Origin of the sequence: Streptomyces sp. PU-14G (genome assembly GCF_041028275.1) — a bacterium.
GTDB lineage: Bacteria > Actinomycetota > Actinomycetes > Streptomycetales > Streptomycetaceae > Streptomyces.
The window spans coordinates 13,627-28,995 of the sequence record NZ_JASKYT010000009.1; the positions used below are offsets into that span (position 1 = coordinate 13,627).

At 72.8% G+C, this 15,369-nt stretch carries 17 protein-coding genes; 7 read left to right on the forward strand and 10 right to left on the reverse strand.

Translation table 11 applies throughout. The annotated features are described in order from the left end of the window. Positions 1 to 15: 15 nt before the first annotated feature. Positions 16 to 390 carry a hypothetical protein gene (locus AB8Z75_RS02330; RefSeq protein ID WP_369199641.1) on the reverse strand — a complete coding sequence of 125 codons (375 nt, stop codon included), beginning with the start codon at positions 388 to 390 and terminating at the stop codon, positions 16 to 18. Between AB8Z75_RS02330 and AB8Z75_RS02335 the strand changes: the two genes are divergently transcribed. Beyond that, positions 389 to 532 (forward strand): hypothetical protein, encoded by a 144-nt coding sequence (locus tag AB8Z75_RS02335; RefSeq protein ID WP_369199642.1) that lies wholly within the window; start codon positions 389 to 391, stop codon positions 530 to 532. The genes AB8Z75_RS02330 and AB8Z75_RS02335 overlap by 2 nt on opposite strands. A 104-nt stretch (positions 533 to 636) precedes the next feature. On the opposite strand, the gene AB8Z75_RS02340 is transcribed toward AB8Z75_RS02335, so the two are convergent. Together AB8Z75_RS02340 and AB8Z75_RS02345 are read right to left on the reverse strand one after the other, a co-directional pair. After that, positions 637 to 1,044 carry a pyridoxamine 5'-phosphate oxidase family protein gene (locus AB8Z75_RS02340; RefSeq protein WP_369199643.1) on the reverse strand — a complete coding sequence of 136 codons (408 nt, stop codon included), beginning with the start codon at positions 1,042 to 1,044 and terminating at the stop codon, positions 637 to 639. A gap of 109 nt (positions 1,045 to 1,153) precedes the next feature. Continuing rightward, positions 1,154 to 2,557 carry a sugar porter family MFS transporter gene (locus tag AB8Z75_RS02345; RefSeq protein WP_369199644.1) on the reverse strand — a complete coding sequence of 468 codons (1,404 nt, stop codon included), beginning with the start codon at positions 2,555 to 2,557 and terminating at the stop codon, positions 1,154 to 1,156. A 163-nt stretch (positions 2,558 to 2,720) separates the two neighbouring features. Between AB8Z75_RS02345 and AB8Z75_RS02350 the strand changes: the two genes are divergently transcribed. From AB8Z75_RS02350 to AB8Z75_RS02365, 4 genes are all read left to right on the forward strand, one after another. After that, entirely contained in the window at positions 2,721 to 3,434 is a 714-nt protein-coding gene (locus AB8Z75_RS02350; protein ID WP_369199645.1) for a GntR family transcriptional regulator, read from the forward strand. Further along, positions 3,431 to 4,459 (forward strand): ROK family protein, encoded by a 1,029-nt coding sequence (locus AB8Z75_RS02355; RefSeq protein ID WP_369199646.1) that lies wholly within the window; start codon positions 3,431 to 3,433, stop codon positions 4,457 to 4,459. Before AB8Z75_RS02350 ends, AB8Z75_RS02355 begins: the two co-directional genes overlap by 4 nt. A gap of 163 nt (positions 4,460 to 4,622) precedes the next feature. After that, entirely contained in the window at positions 4,623 to 5,309 is a 687-nt protein-coding gene (locus tag AB8Z75_RS02360) for an N-acetylmannosamine-6-phosphate 2-epimerase (protein WP_369199675.1), read from the forward strand. Positions 5,310 to 5,496: 187 nt separating this feature from the next. Further along, on the forward strand, positions 5,497 to 5,982 hold the full coding sequence (locus AB8Z75_RS02365) for a hypothetical protein (RefSeq protein ID WP_369199647.1): 486 nt from the start codon (positions 5,497 to 5,499) through the stop codon (positions 5,980 to 5,982). Positions 5,983 to 6,046: 64 nt separating this feature from the next. On the opposite strand, the gene AB8Z75_RS02370 is transcribed toward AB8Z75_RS02365, so the two are convergent. From AB8Z75_RS02370 to AB8Z75_RS02385, 4 genes are all read right to left on the reverse strand, one after another. Continuing rightward, a complete protein-coding gene (locus AB8Z75_RS02370; protein ID WP_369199648.1) occupies positions 6,047 to 6,631 on the reverse strand; it encodes a TIGR03086 family metal-binding protein in 585 nt (194 codons plus the stop codon). Between the two features lie 62 nt (positions 6,632 to 6,693). Then, entirely contained in the window at positions 6,694 to 7,014 is a 321-nt protein-coding gene (locus AB8Z75_RS02375) for a ferredoxin (protein WP_369199649.1), read from the reverse strand. After that, positions 7,014 to 8,195 carry a Rieske 2Fe-2S domain-containing protein gene (locus tag AB8Z75_RS02380; RefSeq protein ID WP_369199650.1) on the reverse strand — a complete coding sequence of 394 codons (1,182 nt, stop codon included), beginning with the start codon at positions 8,193 to 8,195 and terminating at the stop codon, positions 7,014 to 7,016. The genes AB8Z75_RS02375 and AB8Z75_RS02380 overlap by 1 nt, the downstream gene beginning before the upstream one ends. Positions 8,196 to 8,334: 139 nt before the next feature. Beyond that, a complete protein-coding gene (locus AB8Z75_RS02385) occupies positions 8,335 to 9,852 on the reverse strand; it encodes an FAD-binding protein (RefSeq protein ID WP_369199651.1) in 1,518 nt (505 codons plus the stop codon). A 182-nt stretch (positions 9,853 to 10,034) separates the two neighbouring features. On the opposite strand from AB8Z75_RS02385, the gene AB8Z75_RS02390 reads away from it, so the two are divergent. Then, positions 10,035 to 10,649 (forward strand): TetR family transcriptional regulator, encoded by a 615-nt coding sequence (locus AB8Z75_RS02390; RefSeq protein ID WP_369199652.1) that lies wholly within the window; start codon positions 10,035 to 10,037, stop codon positions 10,647 to 10,649. 161 nt (positions 10,650 to 10,810) lie between these two features. Further along, positions 10,811 to 11,596: an SDR family oxidoreductase gene (locus AB8Z75_RS02395; protein ID WP_369199653.1), complete on the forward strand. Its 786-nt coding sequence runs from the start codon at positions 10,811 to 10,813 to the stop codon at positions 11,594 to 11,596. A 3-nt stretch (positions 11,597 to 11,599) separates the two neighbouring features. On the opposite strand, the gene hsaA is transcribed toward AB8Z75_RS02395, so the two are convergent. The 3 genes from hsaA to AB8Z75_RS02410 form a co-directional block, all read right to left on the reverse strand. Beyond that, on the reverse strand, positions 11,600 to 12,766 hold the full coding sequence (hsaA, locus tag AB8Z75_RS02400) for a 3-hydroxy-9,10-secoandrosta-1,3,5(10)-triene-9,17-dione monooxygenase oxygenase subunit (RefSeq protein WP_369199654.1): 1,167 nt from the start codon (positions 12,764 to 12,766) through the stop codon (positions 11,600 to 11,602). Between the two features lie 71 nt (positions 12,767 to 12,837). Further along, a complete protein-coding gene (locus AB8Z75_RS02405) occupies positions 12,838 to 14,457 on the reverse strand; it encodes a FadD3 family acyl-CoA ligase (RefSeq protein WP_369199655.1) in 1,620 nt (539 codons plus the stop codon). Positions 14,458 to 14,461: 4 nt separating this feature from the next. Beyond that, entirely contained in the window at positions 14,462 to 15,256 is a 795-nt protein-coding gene (locus tag AB8Z75_RS02410; RefSeq protein WP_369199656.1) for an SDR family NAD(P)-dependent oxidoreductase, read from the reverse strand. Positions 15,257 to 15,369 lie beyond the last annotated feature (113 nt).

Genomic DNA, 15,369 nt, shown 5'->3' on the forward strand with positions numbered 1-15,369 from the left:
GCCGCGGGGCCTGCCTCACTGGTCGGAGTAGCTGAGGTCCCCCATCGTCCAGGCGCTCACGTCCTTGATGGCGATGCGGTACATCCCGCCGGTTTCCGGGATGCCCACCGTCCCTTGCAGGATCCTGGCGACGTGGAAGTGCAGATAGGAGGGGGGCTGGGCACGCTGCGGCCCAGTCCCCTCGGATGCCCGCAGGAACGGGGCCGCGAACGGGGCCAGCCGGTCCGAGTCCCGCAGGACCTCCGCCACCCGTTGCCTCCACATCGCCTCCGGCGCCAGTCGCCCCGTGATCACTGCTCCGTGGGCGACGACGGTCAAAGACATCTGATTTGTTTGCTCCGACTCCACCATGGCGGCGATGTCCACGAGCAGCTCATCAGCGTTCGACATGAACGTTGATGCTATACGGCACCGGAACGACTCGGCGACCGACGAGGCTGCCTGCCGACCCGTCACCGGTCTGACCGGTGACGTCCTGACCGCCGCGCACGACCAGCGGAAACGCCGGTGTCCCACGACCCAGGCCGACTGAGGGAACGCCTCCCGGCCGGCGGGGCCGATCGCGTCTACCGGCGTGGGGCCGGACGCGGAGCCGGCGACGGTGTGCCGCACCGGCTGCGCGCGTTCATCGCAGTCTCACTGGGCCGCGCCGGCGAGCAGCCAGCGGCGCACAGGGACTTCGAGCAGCACCCGGTTTCCGCCCGGCCGGCGCGGGGCAGAGACGTCCCATCCGTACTTCGCGGCGAAGGCCTCGGTGACATGTGCGGGGAACGGGCCGCGATGCAGCACGGCCTCTCCCTCGGCCACGGCGGGGAACCGCCCGTCCTCCAACGAGAGGGAGACACGTGGGCTCTTGACGACGTTGCGTACCTTCACCGCGTCCGAGTCCGCACCGACCCACCAACAGCCCTGGAGAAAGACGAACCAGACAGGGGTCACGTGGGGCGACCCGTCAGGACGCACGGTGCACAACCAGACGTTCGCCTCACGGGCCAGGCGGTCGCGTACGGCAGTCGGCGGAGGGGGAGGTGGGGCAGCACGCATGCGGCCATCTCACCAGCTCCTCCGGCTCAACGCCTCGGTCCGGCGGACCACACGTGCCGGACCACGGGTCCTACGTCCGTGCTGTCAGTGCGAAGCCCGCCCCCGCGTCTCAGGCCGTGCGCGCGGCGAGTTCGCGTTCGATCTCTTCCAGGCTCTTGCCACGCGTCTCGGGGATGCGCCGGATCGCGAAGAGGGTCAACAGCGCGCACACGACGGCGTACAGGGCGAAGGTGTTCGGGCCCCCGAGCGCGTCGAGCAGGGTCAGGAAGGTGAGGGAGACCACGAAGTTCATCGTCCAGTTGGAGAACATCGTGGCGCTCATGGCCGTGCCGCGGATGTGCTGCGGGTACAGCTCCGAGGGGATGATGAAGACCACCACGTTCAGTGTGGTGGCCACCGCGGCGACGAAGACGACGACGCACAGCACGGCGAGCCAGGCGTAGGAGGAGTCCTGGCCGCCGGCGGCCAGCGTGGCGGCCAGCCCGGCGAGTGCGGCCGTCATCACGGCGGCGCCGCTCGCCAGCAGTTTCTTGCGGCCGAAGCGGTCGACGGCGGCCATCCCGACGGGCGTCATGAGCAGGTTCACGACCCCGACTCCGACGGTGGCCAGGATGGCGGAGGACGACCCCAGACCGCTGCTCTCGAATATCTTCGGCGCGTAGTAGATCACCGTGTTGACCCCGGACGCCTGGCCGAGGATCTGCAGACCCACACCCGCGACGATGGCAGGGCGCACCGAGCGCGCGGCCAAGGCCCGCCACCGCCCCGCACCGCGTGCGCGGGACCCGGTCGTGGTGGGGGCGGCGGCCATGTCGGCCAGTTCGGTGTCGAGCGCCGCCGTGTCCTGGTGTCCGCGCAGTCGGCCGAGGACGGCGCGGGCGCGTTCCTGGCTGCCGTTGAGCGCCAGCCAGCGCGGTGACTCGGGTTGCAGCACCATGCCGATGCCGAAGAGGAGCGCGGGGAGCGCGGCGAGCCCGAACATCCACCGCCAGCTGTGGGTGACGTCCTCCAGCGCGTAGTTGGCGACGTAGGCGAGGACGATGCCGAAGGTGATCATCAACTGGTTGAGCCCGACGAGCCGTCCCCGGTAGCGGGGCGGCGCGAGCTCGGCGATGAAGACCGGGACCAGGTTCGAGGCGACGCCGATGCCCAGGCCGAGCACCACGCGGGCGGCCGTGAGGACCACCGCCGAGGGCGCCAGGGCCGCGAGGACGGCGCCGGCGGTGAAGATCGCGGCGGCGGCGACGAGGACCGGGCGGCGCCCGTGGCGATCGGCGAGGCCGCCCGCACCGGCGGCACCGGCCATCGCGCCGACCAGGAGGGAGCTGACGACGACGCCGGAGCTGAACGCGGACAGCCCGAAGTCCGACTCGATCGCCAGCAGCGCTCCGGAGATGACGCCGGTGTCGTAGCCGAACAGCAGCCCGCCCAGCGCCGCCACCAGTGTCACGCCGAGGACCGGCCTCAGGGCGGCTCCGTCGCGCTGTGCGACCGTACCGCTGGGTGACGTCATGACGCGTCCCTTCTCGACATCCCCCGGAACACCCCCAATTGGACGGTACCAATCTGGCACCTGACTTGGCTCTACACAAGATCTCTCGTAAAATTTCCTCTATTGGTTGGTACCTTTAGTCGTCGAGGTGCCGTGCACGACGCACACCACAGGAGGGGCGAGCGTGGCCAGACAGGCGAAGTACGAGGAACTGCGGATGACGCTGCTGACCGAGATGGCCGGCGCGCCCCCGCACACGCCGCTGCCCACCGAGCGGGAGATCTCCGCCCGCCACGGCGTCTCCCGCAACACCGTGCGCCAGGCCCTGGACGCACTGGAGGCCGCCGGCGGTGTCTACCGCGTGCAGGGCGCCGGCACGTTCGTCGCACCGCCGGTGGTCTCCAAGTCCCTCGCCCTCACCTCCTTCTCGGAGGACATGCGCGACCGCGACCTGGAGCCCGCCTCGCGCCTCCTGGCCGCCGGGACGGTACGGGCGGGACGGCAGGTGGCCGGGTTGCTGGAGATCGACCCGGAGGCGGAGGTCGTCCGCGTCAGCCGGCTGCGGCTGGCCGACGGGGCGCCGATGTGTCTGGAGACCGTCCACCTGCCCGCCGAGCGGGTCCCCGGGCTGGCCGAGGAGGACCTGAGCGGGTCGCTCTACGAGCTGCTGAGCGACCGCCACGGTCTCCAGATCAGCTCCGCCGAGCAGGTCGTGCGCGCCGTGGATCTGGCCGAGACCGAGTCGGCGCTGCTGGGCGTGCCGGTCGGCAGCTCGGGCCTGCGGGTGCAGCGGGTGGGGCTCGACCGCCGCGACAGCCCCGTCGAGGCGACCACCACGCTCTACCGCGCGGACCGGTACGACATCCGCTTCACCGTCCGCAGGGGGGCGCGCTCATGACCGTCCGGGAGACCGCGCCCCCGGCACACCGCACGCGCGTGGGCGCCGACGTCGGCGGCACCAAGATCGCCGTGGGCCTGGTGGCGGAGGACGGCACCCTGCTGGAGTCGGCCGTGAGGCCCACCCCGGCCGCCCAAGGCCGGGTGGCCGTCCTGGACGCCATCGCCCAGGCCGTCCGCGAACTGCCAGGACACGAGCGTGCTTCGGGACTCGGCGTGGGCACCGGAGGCGTCATCAACCGGGACGACGGCACGGTCGTCTCCGCCAACGACCTGCTGCCCGGCTGGGCCGGCACCCGGCTGGGCGCGGAGTTGGAGGCGCGGCTCGGCATGCCGGTGGCGGCCGACAACGACGCCAACGTCTTCGCCCTGGCCGAGCAGGTCCACGGCGCCGGCGCCGGTTGTACCACCGCGCTCTACGTGAGCGTGGGAACCGGCATCGGTGGCGGCATCGTCACCGGGGGACGCCTGCTGCGGGGAGAGCACTGGACGGCCGGCGAGTTCGGCCACATCGCGGTACCCGAAGCCGCGGGGCGCCCCTGCAACTGCGGACGCGCAGGCCACCTGGAGGCCATCGCCTCCGGCCCCGCCATCGCCGCCCGCTTCGCGGAAAGGACCGGGGCGGCGCACCCCGTCGACCTGCGGCACGTGGCGGCACTGGCCGAGGAAGCGGGGGAAGCCGAGGAAGCCGGCGAGGCCGGGGAAGGTGGCGGAGCGGGCGGTGCGGAGACCGCCGTCGCCCGCGACGTGCTCGCCCAGGGGGCGGGCGCGCTGGGTCGCGCACTGGCAGGCCTGGTCAACACCCTCGACCCCGAACGGGTGGTGATCGGCGGCGGAGTCGCCTCCATCGGCGCGCCGTTCTGGCGCCCCCTGACCGACGCGTTCGCCGCGGAGCTGCTGCCAGGGCCCTCCCGCCTCCGTCCCGTGCCGGCCGCCCTCGGCCCCCGTGCGGCCGTCGTCGGCGCCGCCGCTCTCCTGCGGGAGGACCGCCCGCGGGCGGCCGGTTTCGGTGGCACGCGCAGGTGAGCACCGCACAGGTAAGCACCGCACAGGTAAGCGCCGCACAGGTAAGCACCGCGCAGGTAAGCACCGCACCCGCACGCACCGCACACGTACGCACCCCCTCGTCGACAAAGGACGCACCATGAGCGAGTCCGCGACCGGCGGCGAACTGCCGAGCCGCACCACGATGCCCACCGCACGCGCCGACGCACTGCTCGCCGGGCTGCGGGGCCGGCTGGTCGTCTCCTGCCAGGCACCGCCCGGAGACCCGCTGCGCTCCCCCGCCCACATCGCCGCGATCGCCGCCTCCGTCTGCGCGGGCGCCCCCGTGGCGGGGGTCCGCATCCAGGGCGTGGAGGACGTCGAGGCCGTCCGCGCCGTCGTGGACCTGCCGCTCATCGGACTGTGGAAGGACGGCGCCGACGGCGTCTACATCACCCCGACCGCCGGCCACGCGCGCGCGGTCGCACGCGCCGGTGCCGACGTCGTCGCCGCCGACGCCACCGCGCGCCCCCGCCCGGACGGGCGCCCGCTCGCCGAGACGATCCGCGCCGTCCACGCAGCGGGCAAGCTGTTCATGGCCGACGTCTCCACGCTCGACGAGGGCCTACGAGCCGCCGCGCTCGGTGCCGACCTGGTCTCCACCACCCTCTCCGGCTACACCGCCTCCAGCCCGCAGCTGCCCGGACCCGACCTGGACCTGGTCCGCGATCTGGCGGCCCGCGCGGAGGTGCCCGTCTGCGCCGAAGGGCGACTGCGCACTCCCGCGGACGCGCGTGCGGCCCTCGACGCGGGAGCCTGGGCGGCCATCGTCGGCACCGCCATCACCGCACCCGCCGCCCTGGCCACCCGCTTCGCGGCGGCTCTGACGTGAGCGCGCGCCGCCGCACCCGGTGGCGCGCCCACCGGGCCTCCCGCTGAGCGGCTTTCCGACGGCCCGCTGGTCGGGTGAGCCCGGGGGGACGGGACATACCGCTTGGGCCGCGGGGGAAGTCAGCCAGCGGTGCCTCACCACCGTGCAGAGGCCACCGTCCGCGACCTGAGAGCTCCAGGAAGGTGCCATGCCGCCCCCGCGTACGCTCCTGAGCATCTACCTCAACGACCACCTCGCCGGGGCCACCGCGGGCACCGAGTTGCTGCGCCGCACGGCGAGGACCCACCGGGGCCGGGCGGCCGGCGCGGAGCTGGCGGAGCTGGCCCGTGAGGTCGCCGAGGACCGCGAGACGCTCATCGGCATCATGGCGCGGCTGGGCCTTCCCGTACGGCAGTCCCGGGTGCGCGCGGGATGGCTGGCCGAGAAGGCCGGGCGGCTGAAGCTCAACGGCAGCCTGACGTCCCGCTCGCCGCTCAGTGACGTGCTGGAACTGGAGGCGATGCGGCTCGGCGTGCAGGCCAAGACGTCCTGCTGGCGGACGCTGGCCAAGCTCGCCGACAGCGAGCCGGGCCTGGACGCCGAGGCGCTCGCCGCCCTGCTCGACCGGGCGGACGCGCAGGCCAGGAGGCTAGAGGCCCTGAGCGGGAGCGCCGTGTCGCGCGTGTGGGGCTGACGCCCCGCGCTCCCCGTCGGGTGCTCGACGGGTCACGGGGCGGCAGCGCCCTTCTCGGGCGGGGTCACGGGTGGCGGCCGGTGACGGCCACCAACCGGTCGAGGAGCGGGGCGTCGGCGGGCGCTTCGACGGCGGGGCCCCACAGCCCGTCGAGGGGCGCGTTCGGGACGAACGCGCGCACGTGCTCGAAGCAGGCCTGGAGCGTCTCGTGGGGCAGGTCGTAGAGCTGCCCCGTCGCCTTGGCCAGGTCCCAGCCGTGCACCACCATCTCGGTGAGGGCGATCCGGCCCCACAGCTCGTTCGTCTGCTCGACGCCCAACGCTTCCGTCACCCCGGACCACGCCGCCGGGTCGCCCCAGGCGTCACCGAGCGCCCGCACGCTCTGGGCCGTGCTCTCCCTCCGCGCGTCGCCGAAGCGCCCGCCGTCGGGCTGCGTCGCGCCCGACTCGGCGGCGGGGGCCGCCGCGGCGCCGTCGGAGCCGGCACTTCCCCGGGCGATGCCGGCGAGCGCCTGAGCGGCCTCGTCGATGTGGTCGATGAGGCCGCGGACGGTGTACTCGGTGCAGGGGGTGGGATCGTTCAGTTGGGCGTCGTCGACCCCAGCCAGCACGTCGGTCATCCGACGGCAGGCGGGCTTCAGGTCGATCACGGGCTCTCCTCAGTCGTGCGGTCCGGCTCTTTCACAGGACTGACGACCGGGGAGCCGGAAACTCATCGGTTCTCCGGGCGGTTCTCCAGGAGGATTTCTGTGCCGTTCTCCCCGCCCTCGGACTGCACGCGGACCTCGCCGAGGACGGCGGCCTCGCGGATCGCCGCCGCGAGGGCCCGGCATCCCGCGAAGACCCGCCCGCCGGGGCCGGGTCCCGGGCCGCAGGACCGGCGCTCCGTGCAGGAGGCCAGCGCCTCGGCGTCCCACTGGACGCTGGTCTGGTCCCAGGTGCTCTTGCGGACGCGCACCACCGCGCCGCACGCGCGGCAGCCGACGGGCACCATCGGGGCGTCGAGGAACCGGCTGTCGGACCGGACGGCCATCAGACCGGCCGGCTCTCTGCGGGGGCGGCGGTCGCGTCGGTCCCGGTGCCGCCGCTTCGCTGCGCGAGGTTCTCGGCGACCTCCGCCCGCCACGCCGCGTTGGGTTTCGTCGTGTCGATCTCGAACTCGAACCGGTCGGTCATCTCGGGGCGCACCTCGGCCGCGTCGACGTAGAACTGCTCGTACCAGCGGCGCAACTGGTAGACGGGACCGTCCTCCTCGCACAGCAGCGGGTTGTCGATCCTGGCCTTGTGCTGCCAGATCGTGACGTCCTGCTCGAAGCCGATCTTGATGAACTCGCCCATCCTCGCGGCCACGTCCTCCGCGGTGTCGCCCAGGTGTCCGGCCTTCTGCACGACGATGCCGTACTGCAGCATGAAGGAGTCGGCGGTGATCGGGTAGTGGCAGTTGACCAGCACGGAGTCCACGTCACCGTCGCTGTAGTGGTAGGTGAGGTCGTCCGTCATGAAGGACGGGCCGTGGTAGGTCGCGACCGAGGACTGGCCGAGCACGGTGGGGGCTCCGCTCCCCTCGGCCTGCGGCCGGCGCACGTCCTCGCGGGCGACGCCCTTCATGATCTGGGTCGCGGTATGGCCCTCGAAGATGTTCTTGAAGTACGTGGGGAACGAGTAGTGCACGTAGAAGAAGTGCGCCATGTCCACCACGTTGTCGATGATCTCGCGGCAGTTCGCTCCCTTGATCTCGACGGAGTACCAGGACCAGTCCGTCCACTCGTCACTCGTCGCGCCCGCGATCCGGGGAACCGTCACGTCCTCGGGGGGCGGCTTGCCCTCCGGGTCGTTCCAGACGAACAGCAGGCCGTCCTGCTGCACGGTGGGAAACGCCGCCGTCCGTGCGCGCAGCGGTACGCGGCGGGCGTACGGAACGCGGGTGCAGCGCCCGTCTCCGCCCCAGCGCCAGGCGTGGAACGGGCAGGCGATGTCGTCGCCCTCCACCGTGCCGCGCGAGAGGTCGCCGCCCATGTGCCGGCAGTAGGCGTCGAGCACGTTCAGGGTGCCGTCCGAGGCGGCCCAGACGACCAGCTTCTGCCCGAACGCACGGACGGTGTGCGGCTTTCCGTCGGTGAAGTCCCGGGCGAGTCCCAGGCAGTGCCAGCCACGGGCGAAGCGCGTCGGAAGGGCGTCCGCCTCGATGGAGCGAACGTCGTCCGCAGTGGTCATGGTGGCCTTCCCTTCCGCCGAAGCGACCGCTTCGGCACGGTGTGCGGTCGAGTTGAACAGTGCGGTCCCCCAGGCCGCGGAAAGATCCCACTCAGCGGTACCGGACGGCCGCGCGCCACCCGCCGGTCAGCGGTTCCGCTCAGCCGATGAGGTCCTTGGCCGCCAGCGACCCGAAGACCATGGAGGTGCCGATCGGCATGCCGGGCCCCGGGTAGCAGGACCCGGTGAACGACGCACTCGTGTTGCCCGCGGCGTACAGGCCGGCGAGCGTCGTGCCGTCCGTTCTGCGCACCCGGCCCGCCACGTCCGTCACCAGGCCGCCCTTGGTGCCCAGGTCGGAGAGGACGAGCCGCGCGGCGTAGTAGGGCGGCTTGCGGACCGGTTGCAGCACGGGCTCGCCGAACCAGTGTCCGTACTCGTCCCGCTCGCGGCCGAAGTCCTCGTCCTCGCCGCTGTCGGCGAACCCGTTGAACCGCTCGACGGTGGCGGTGAGCGCGTCGGCGGGCACCTCGATCAGTCCGGCCAGCTCCTCCAGGGTGCCGGCCTTGACGAGTGTTCCGGCGGCGAGATGCGCGGCGGCCTCCCCCGGCGGCGGCAGCGCGACACCCGGCAACCGCCCGCCGGTGCGGTCGTCGAACAGGACGTGGGAAGGTGTCCGAGCCGGGTCGGCGGCCATCTGCCGCCCGAACTGGTCGTACGGCAGTGACTCGTTGGCGTACCTGGTGCCGTGCGCGTCGACGACGAGGCCACCGGTGAGACCGCAGACGAACGCGGGCTGCCCGTCCGGCATGACGATGCCCGGGCAGAACCAGCCCTCGTCGAGCAGATCGGTCGCCGCACCGAGAGCGAGAGCCGCGGTCAGAGGCTCGCCGGTGTTGGTTCCGGCCGGAGCCATGCTCCAGGCGGCGCTGCCCGGTACGCCGTGGTCGCGCCGCAGCTCGTCGTTGTGCTCGAAGCCACCGCCGGCGAGCAGAACGCCTCGCCGCCCCCTGATGCGCAACCGCCGGCCGTCCTGGCGGGTGGCGACGATCCCGGTCACCCGGTCGCCCGTCGTGACCAGGTCGTCCATGCGGGTGCGTGTGCGGACGGTGCCTTGGCCGGTGCGGTGGTACGCCAGCAGCAGCCGGGCGATCAGCGCGCGGCCACCGGCCAGTGGCACCGACGCGTCGTTCCCCTGGCCGGCCCGGTCGCGGTCCACCGGGGGCCGGACGAGGCGGAGCAGGTCGCCGAGCTCCCCAGGGTCGAGGTCCACGGGAACGACCGAACGTCCTCCCGGTACCCGCCCGGGCCGCTCGTAGTAGTCGGGGAAGACCTGGTGTCTGAACGCGATGGCGGGGTCGTCCTCCAGCCGGCGGACGAGGGCCGGGGCCTCGGCAAGGAAGGCCTCCCGCTTCTCGGCGTCGTCCTCGCCCAGGAGCGCGCGCAGGTAGGTGCGTGCCGACTCCGTGGAGTCGTCGACGCCCTCGCGTCGCTGCACGTGCGAGCCGGGAAGCCACAGCGCTGCCCCCGAGTACGCGGCCATCCCACCGATCCGGGAGGTCTTCTCCACCACGGCGGTGGAAAGACCGGCGTGGGCGCACAGATAGGCGCAGGTCAGGGCTCCGCCGGCCGATCCCACGACCACGACGTCGTACTCCTCGTCCCATTCCCGCGCCACGGCCCGACCTCCCGGAATCGCCGACTTGTGGCGCCAGAAAACAGCAGGCTTCCCCCCTCGCCCACGCCGGTCCCACTGAGCGGTACCGGCCTGCGTGCCTCACAGGCTCCCGGCGCCGGCGCGACGGCACGCCGTTAACATGAGGTGCTGGAAGTCGCGATCACGAGCCGGGAAGAGGAACCGTGCCCCGAATCGCCGAGGACAGACCGGCAGCGGAACCCCAGTCGCCCGGGCAGAAGGCCCGGCACGAACGCATCCTGTGCGTGGCGGCCCGTCTCGGGGCCGAACGCGGCCTCGAGCATGTGCAGATGCACGACGTGGCCAAGGAGGCGGGCGTCGCCATCGCCACGCTGTACCGCTATTTCCCCTCCAAGACACATCTGTTCACCGCCATCATGGCCTCCCAGGTCGAGCGGATGAGCGAGGGTTCGCCGCGGGTCGACGCCGCAGGGGACCCCGTCGACGCGGTCGCGGAGACGCTCTTGCGGTCGACGCGGCACATGCTGCACACGCCGCGGCTGGCCGGCGCGATGATGCAGAGCAACTTCGCCGCGCACGCCGCCACCGTCACCGAAGCCGCCGGCATCGAGGCCAAGGTGCACCACACGGTGCTGGGTCTGCTCGGGCTGACCGAGCCGACGGACCGGGACAACCGCCTCATCCGGCTGCTGATGAAGAGCTGGCACGGACTCCTGGTCTCCGCCATCAACGGTCATTCGTCGATGTCCGAGACGGAGACCGAGATCCGGCTCGCGTGCGAGGTGCTGCTCGGCGCCCGCTCGAACGCCCCCGGGTGACCTTACGTGCGCCGGGGCCGCCGCCGCTGACCGTCCCGTGGGCACGCCTGTCCCCCGCTCCTCCCGTTCACCGGGAGTCCCGCGCCCCTGGGCGGCCTCGGGGATTAGGTTCGCGCGTGCACCGAGGGGATTCCCGGCGGACGCAAGCGGAAGGGCGGGACATGGAGCTCAGCAACCCGGTGGACTTCTCCGGGCGTTGTGTGGTGGTCACAGGCGGCACCAAGGGGATCGGGCGCGCCATCGCCGCAATGTTCCTGAGCGCCGGCGCGGACGTGGTGGTCTGCGGGCGCGGTGCGCCGCGGGAGCTGCCGTCGGCCCACGGGCGCCGCGCGGTGTTCGTACCGGCCGACGTACGGGACCCGGCCGCCGCCGCCGCGCTGGTCGACAGCGCGGCCGACAGGTTCGGGCGCCTCGACGTCCTCGTCAACAACGCGGGCGGCTCCCCCAGCGCCGACGCGGCGAGCGTGTCGCCCCGGTTCGTCGAGAGGATCGTCGCGCTGAACCTGCTCGCTCCCTTCCACGTCGCCCAGGCGGCGAACCGGATCATGCAGCCACAGCGCGACGGCGGCGCGATCGTCAACATCGGCAGCGTCTCCGCGCACGACCCGCAGCCGGGCACGGCGGCGTACTCGGCGGCCAAGGCCGGGCTGCTCGGCCTGACCCGCGCGCTGGCGCTGGAGTGGGCACCCCGGGTCCGCGTCAACCACATCACGACGGGGCTGATCCGCACCGAGGCCGCCGCGTCGGTCTACGGGGACGACGGCGGTCGCAGCGTGGCGCGGGTGATCCCCATGGAGCGGATGGCCGTCCCCGAGGACGTCGCCCGGGCCTGCCTGTACCTGGCCGGCGCGTTCGGCTCGTACGTCAACGGTGCCGACCTGGCGGTCCACGGCGGTGGCGAGTTTCCCGCCAGGTACCTCGCCGCGGCGTCGGCCGGGCTCCCGTAGGGCTCAGACCAGGTTGTCCTCGACGGTCAGTCCGAAGGCCCCCCGGCCGTACATGGCCAGGGTCCGCTCGATGTCGTTGGCCACGTGCACGCTGCCGGCGTGGGCGTCACGCCAGGCGCGTTCGATCGGGTTGCCGCGCCGCAGCGAGTTGCCTCCCGCGGTCTTGAAGAGCAGATCGATCGCCGCGACGGCCCGTTCGGTGCCGCGCACCTGGTCCCTGCGGGTCCTCAGCCGCAACTCCATCGGGATGTCACGGCCTTCGGCCGCGTGGGTGGTCAGCTCCTCGATGTTGCGGTCCGTCTGCAGGATCGCCGCGTCGATGTCGGACGCCGCCCGGGCGAGGGCGACCTGGGCGTAGGGGTCCTCCGCGAACCGGCCGCCACCGAGGCTGAGCCGCACGCGCTCGTGCATCAGGGAGAGGTAGGACTCGTACCCGCCCGCCGCCGCGCCGAGGACGGGGGCGGTGACCGCTGTGGTGAACACGGCCGCGAAGGGGATCCGGTACAGCGGCCCCGGGTTGACCTGCTGTCCTGGGCCTGCCAGTTGCGCCTGTTCGTAGTTGCGTATCACCCGGTGCGCGGGGACGAACGCCTTGTCCACCAGGATGTCGTTGCTGGCCGTGCCGCGCAGTCCGACGACGTCCCACACCTGGTTGATCCGGTAGTCGGTGCGGGGGACGAGCACCGTCATGAAGTCGACGGGCCTGCCCTGGTCGCCGACCACCAGGGCGCCGAGCAGCGCCCACCGGGCGTACTCGCACCCCGAGGAGAAGCTCCAGTGCCCTGTGAGCTCGTACCCGCCCCTTGCCGGGGTGAGGCGGCCCACCGGTGCGTAGGCGGACGAGAGCAGCGTGTCGGGGTCGCTCCCCCACACGTCGTCCTGGGCTTGCCCGGTGAACAGGGCGAGGTGCCAGGGGTGGACTCCGAGCACGGAGGCGAGCCATCCGGTGGAGCAGCAGGCGGCCGAGACGGCGCGCACCGCCTCGTAGAAGGCCACCGGATCGGCTTCGAGGCCGCCGTGGAGGCGGGGCTGGAGCATCCGGAAGACACCGGCGTCGGTCAGTTCCCTGACCGTCTTCTCGGGAACCCGCCCTGCCGTGTCGGTGTCCTGTGCCCGGTCGGCGATGGCCGGGACCAGGCCGCGCACCGCCTCCACCACCGTGTTCCCCACCGTGCCGTCCTCCTTCTGCCGTGTGTGCGGGCCTGCTGCGTGCGCGGTTCCGTGCGCCCCGGCGCCCCGGGTCATCGGGAGGGACCGCCCAGTTCCGTCTTGCGGATCTTGCCTGAGGCGTTGCGCGGGAAGGTCTCGACGAGAACGACCTCGCGGGGGACCTTGAAGTTCGCGAGCCGCTCGCGGCAGTGGCCGACGAGTTCCGGCTGCGTGGCCTCGGCGCCCGGGCGGAGCCGCACATAGGCGCGGCCGACCTCCCCGAGGCGGGTGTCGGGCACCCCGATCACGGCGGCCTCCGAGACGGCGGGGTGCCGGGTGAGGGTCGCTTCGACCTCAGCGGGGTAGACGTTGAAGCCGCCGACGACGAACATCTCCTTCGACCGCCCGGTGAGGACGAGTCTGCCGTGCCCGTCGAAGTGTCCGACGTCTCCGGTGGCCAGCCACCCGTCACGGTCGACGGCCTCGGCGCTCGCCTGCGGGTCGTCGAGGTAGCCGCGCATCACGTTGTAGCCGCGCACGAGGATCTCGCCGTCCTGCCCCGGCGGCAGGGGGCGGCGTGCGGCGTCGGCGACCACCACGTCCACGCCGTCGAGTGGGCGGCCTGCGGTGCCGGCGACGGCGTGGTCGTCGTCCTCGATGGAGCAGGCCGTCACCGTCCCGCAGGACTCGGTGAGCCCGTAGGCGGTGAGGACGACGGGGAACAGCTCGGTCCTGATCCGCTGCACCAGGGCGACCGGCACCGCGGCGGAGCCGGTGACCGCCAGGCGCAGCGTGGAGAGGTCGTACGCGGCGCGGTCGGGCGCGTCCAGGAGGGAGACGTAGACCGTGGGCGGTCCCGGCAGGACGGTGACGGCCTCGTCCTGGACGAGGCGCAGCGTCTTTCTCACGTCGAAGACCGGTTGCAGGACCATGGTCGCCGCCCGGAGGAGGCAGGCGAGGACGCCCGCCTTGTAGCCGAAGCAGTGGAACATCGGGTTGATGATCAGGTAGCGGTCGCCGCGCCGGACCCCGGTCCGCTCGCACCAGGCGCGGTAGGTCCGCACGTTCTGACCGTGTGTCGTCCTCGCGCCCTTGGGTCTGCCGGTGGTGCCCGAGGTGAACAGCACGTCGGAGACGTCGTCCTCCCGCACGGCCGCCGCCCTCGTGACCGCCTCCCGTTCGGAGACCCGGGCGCCGTGGCGCAGGAACGCCTCCCATGTCATCGCGCCCGCCCGCTCCCCGTCCCCGTGGTCGAGCGCCACCACGTGCCGCAGAGCGGGCAGTCCGGGTGCGGGCCGAGCGCTGCCGGCGCCGGCGCCCGTATCGCTGCCTGTCCCGAGCCCGATCATGGCGAGGTAGCCGTTGCCGAGGAAGCCGTCCTCGACCAGCAGCAGCCGTGCGCGACTGCGCCGCAGCACCCAGTGGGCCTCGTCGCCCTTGTAGCGGGTGTTGACGGGGACCAGCACCGCTCCCGCGCCCGCGACGCCGAGTGCCGCGGCGATCCAGCGGGCGCTGTTGGGCGCCCACACAGCGACGTGGTCCCCGCGTTCGATGCCCAGTGCCAGCAACGCTCTGGTGACCGCCAGCGCCTCGTCGTGCAGCTGCCGGTAGGTCAGGCGCACCCGGCCGTCGACCACCGCCTCCGCCTGGGGGTAGGTGCGCGCTGCGGAGGCGAGGACGCCGGGGATGGTGGTCGCGGCGCTGTCCGGCATGCCGTCACTCCGCGGGCAGGAGACGCCGGGAGGCCTCCTGGGCGCCGAGGACCAGTGCGGCACGGTCGTGGAGGGTGCTGCGCTGTTCGGCCGCCGCCCCGTTCCCACCCGCGACCCACACGGGTCCGTCCGCCAGGTGCTCCAGACCTTCACCGGCGACATCGTCGGGTTCGGCGACGTTGAGCCCCGGCAGGTCCATGCGCAGGCCCGCACGCTCCATCGCCGGGGTGCGGGTCACCCCGAGGACGAGTTCGAGGACGTGCACGCCGAACGGCCTCAACTCCAGCCAGAGCCCCTCGGAGAAGACCCGGCTGAAGGCCTTGGCCGCCGAGTAGACGCTCACCTGCGCCTGGCCCATGTAGCCCGCCAGGGAGCCGACCAGCATGATGCCGCCGCTGCCGCGTTTCCTCATCCGTGCGCCGAAGTGGTGGGTGAGGGCGAGCTGTGAGGCGATGTTGAGCCCGAGCACGCCCTGGAAGCGGTCGAGGTCGCCGGTGACGAACTCGTGGCCGTAGGTGTTCGCGCCCGCGTTGAAGATCAGGAGTCCGACATCGAGGTCGTCGGTCACGGCGCGGAGCGAGGCAGGCGCGGTCTCCTCCAGGAGGTCGAGCTGGAGGGTGCGTACCTCGACGCCACGGGCGCGGGCCTCGCGAGCCGTCCGCTCCAGGGGCTCCGGCTTGCGGGCGATGAGCACGAGGTTGAGGCCCGCGTCGGCGAGCCGGTGGGCGAAGGCGGCCCCCACGCCCTCGGAGCCGCCGGCGACGACCGCCCACGGTCCGTACACGTCCTTGTCGATCATCGGCTTCCTTCCTGTGGTGCTGCGTGGGCTCCCGGGGCCCGCCGGGACCGGTGGACCGGGGCGCTGGCCGGGCGGCGGCTTGGTGCTCCCCTCACGAGACCGTGCGGGCCGCG